This is a genomic window from Thermovirga lienii, from assembly GCF_036847465.1.
GTDB classification, from domain to species: Bacteria; Synergistota; Synergistia; order Synergistales; family Thermovirgaceae; genus Thermovirga; species Thermovirga lienii.
In genome coordinates, this window is record NZ_DAITZW010000071.1 from 1 (window position 1) to 2930 (window position 2930).

At 37.6% G+C, this 2930-nt stretch carries 3 protein-coding genes; 2 read left to right on the plus strand and 1 reads right to left on the minus strand.

The window, feature by feature from the left end; translation table 11 throughout:
* Positions 1-244 precede the first annotated feature (244 nt).
* Complete coding sequence (locus tag V7Z69_RS09680; RefSeq protein WP_334139779.1) at positions 245-418, minus strand: hypothetical protein; 174 nt, start codon at positions 416-418, stop codon at positions 245-247.
* Between the two features lie 83 nt (positions 419-501).
* Here V7Z69_RS09680 and tnpB point away from each other — a divergent pair, with 83 nt between their 5' ends.
* Both tnpB and V7Z69_RS09690 read left to right on the plus strand, forming a co-directional pair.
* Positions 502-1623, plus strand: coding sequence for an IS200/IS605 family element RNA-guided endonuclease TnpB (gene tnpB, locus V7Z69_RS09685; protein WP_334139780.1), 1122 nt, complete (start codon positions 502-504; stop codon positions 1621-1623).
* Positions 1624-1758: 135 nt separating this feature from the next.
* Positions 1759-2895: a 3'-5' exonuclease family protein gene (locus V7Z69_RS09690; RefSeq protein ID WP_334139781.1), complete on the plus strand. Its 1137-nt coding sequence runs from the start codon at positions 1759-1761 to the stop codon at positions 2893-2895.
* Positions 2896-2930 lie beyond the last annotated feature (35 nt).

Genomic DNA, 2930 nt, shown 5'->3' on the forward strand with positions numbered 1-2930 from the left:
TGGCAGAAAGTTGGCAGAAATAGAGGGTTATTCTGTGGTATCATATCTATGATGAGAAAGGCCGGGCCAAGAGCTCGGCCTTTTTTCATATTCCCCCTTTCCCCCTTGATGGGCGCGCCTTTGTGGTGCGCCTTTCTTTTTTTGGGAGCTATGGGTTGAGGGAGTGTAAGGGCGCAAACCGCTACAGAAGGCGGAGGGTGGGGCCGGCGGTTTATCTAAAATAAGCAAGAAGACTCCCACCTCTTTAGGTGGGAGATGAATTGCTTTCTTTTTCTTGATGTTCTGACTGTTCAAGAGCCACTTGCAACAGATGAAAAATGGTTTGTGTGCGAGTACCAAACCCTTTTTGTTCTTTGTATTTGTCCACTTTCTCTAAAAGAGTTTTTGGAAAACGTAATACAACTGATTGCTTTTCCATGCTTTCACCCCTTAAAAATGATATACATTTAATATCAATTATGATATACTATGTATATAATAACACAAAGGGAGGTGAAAGTCATGATAGTCAATAAAGCATATAAATTTCGCATCTATCCAAACAAACAGCAAGAAGTGTTGATTAATAAAACTTTTGGATGCTGTCGATTTGTATTCAACCATTTTCTTGCTAAGTGGAACGATGCTTACAAAGAAACAGGAAAAGGATTGTCATACAATACTTGTAGTTCACAGTTAACCCAACTGAAAAAAGAATTTACATGGCTAAAAGAAGTGGATAGTATTGCGATTCAAACCTCATTGAAACATTTAGCAGATGCATTTACTTGTTTTTTTAAAGGTCAAAATAAATCTCCTCGTTTTAAAACAAAAAAGAATCCAATTCAATCCTACACAACGAAATATACAAATGGGAATATCAAAATTGAAAATAACCGTATCAAACTTCCTAAACTCGGATGGATTCGTTTTGCTAAAAGTAGAGAAGTTGAAGGTCGCATAATAAATGTAACAATTAGACGTAATCCAAGTGGAAAATATTTTGTATCCATTCTTGTAGAAACAGAAGTTCAGGAATTACCTAAAACTGACTCTGCTGTTGGCATAGATGTCGGCTTGAAAGAATTTGCTATTCTTTCAGATGGAACGATTTACTCTAATCCTAAGTTTTTTCGAAGATTAGAAGAAAAATTAGCAAAAGCACAACGGATTCTATCAAGACGTAAAAAAGGTGGTTCTAATTGGAACAAACAACGAATTAAAGTTGCACGTATCCATGAGAAAATCACAAACGCAAGAAATGATTACTTGCATAAAATCTCCACCTATATTGTCAAAAACCACGACATTATCGGGATGGAAGATTTGTCTGTAAGTAATATGTTAAAAAATAACAATCTTGCTAAAGCAATTAGCGAAGTATCATGGTCACAATTTAGAACGATGTTGGAATACAAAGCAAAATGGTATGGTAAAAAAATAGTTAAAGTAAGCAAAACATTTGCTTCTTCTCAATTATGTTCATGTTGTGGCTATAAAAATAAAGACGTTAAGAATCTCAATCTTCGTGAATGGGAATGTCCGTCATGTGGGACCCATCATGATAGAGATATTAACGCAAGTCTAAATCTTCGCAATGAAGCATTGCGATTAACCGTAGGGACTACGGGGATAGCCTACTAAATATTCGCTCGATAGAGCGAAGTTCGTAGGAATCTCCCACTTCTAAGCGAAGCGAAAGTGGGAGTAGTTCAAACGGTTTGCCTTTAAAAATGTATTTCCTGCGTATTTATATTTTTTACGCATATATTTTTAAGTGTGTTTAGTAGGAAACAACCAATAGATAGGAGGAATAGGACTATGCCAGTGAAGTCATTTAAAGCGGATTCCCATTACAAAAACTATGAGGATCACAATACAAAATCCAATTTAAAAAGCAATTCCAATCCATCGGTTCAGACAGAAAGGACCAATGAACCAAAACCCCAACTGCGGAACTGTGTATCGGTATACGTGCAAACAATACCCGACTACGATGCCATGAAAGCTCGCTGTGATCTGTTTGGTATAAGCAGCGAGGAGATGATGAAAAAGTTTAGAGACCCAGATGAACAAAAAGTGTTTCTTCCCTTGGCGTACCAAAAGATATGCGGTATTGGCATAGCGGCATATATCAAAGCTAATCAGGAAGAAAAAGGGAAACTAATATGGAGGTCTTTTGTCGGCGACGAACAGAAGGTTGTTGATGCCGCATTATCCCTCTTCAACGCCATCATAGAGCACTCAATGCCCAATTACCCCGTCTTAGTCACAGAAGACGGAGGAGCCTTCGGGCTAAAAAACATATACAGAAAAGCCTTTGAGTTCTATCAAAAAGACAAACTAGAAAAAACTTCTATTTTAAGCAATAGTGCTAAAAAAGCACTAAAAGTCCTTTTTGATGATTCTGACCCTTGGGGGGACCGTCAGCCCAACTACCTCAAACTTCGTTTTGGGAAGAATATAGTAGATATCAGCGACAAATATTTTTCGACTAACAACAACTACGATGTTAAGACTGTTATTGGAGAACAGCTCTTTCTTGAGGGGAAGCTGGATAAATTAAGCGACCTTGTTTCTGATGCGGCTATTACAATCTTCAAGTCATACGCAATGATACAGGACCTTGTCTGCGACCTCCAACTGCCTGATTTTGTCTTTTCTATAGAGCAGTATAAAAATAAAGTTTTAAAAACAGAAGTATACACAGAACAAAAACAAAATATAGAGACCGCAGAAGAAACTCCCCAAAACGTACAAAAAACACAAACTGCAAAAACTGTTGAGCCTCAAAAAAGGAATTACAACAACTCCAACAGAACCTACTACGGGAAAAACAACAAATATACAAAACCATATAGCAGACGACAGCCAGCACAAGAGACAGTAGCCGTACCTAACATAGCCGAACGGTAATAACCGTCCACACTTGATATCATGTATATCATGTC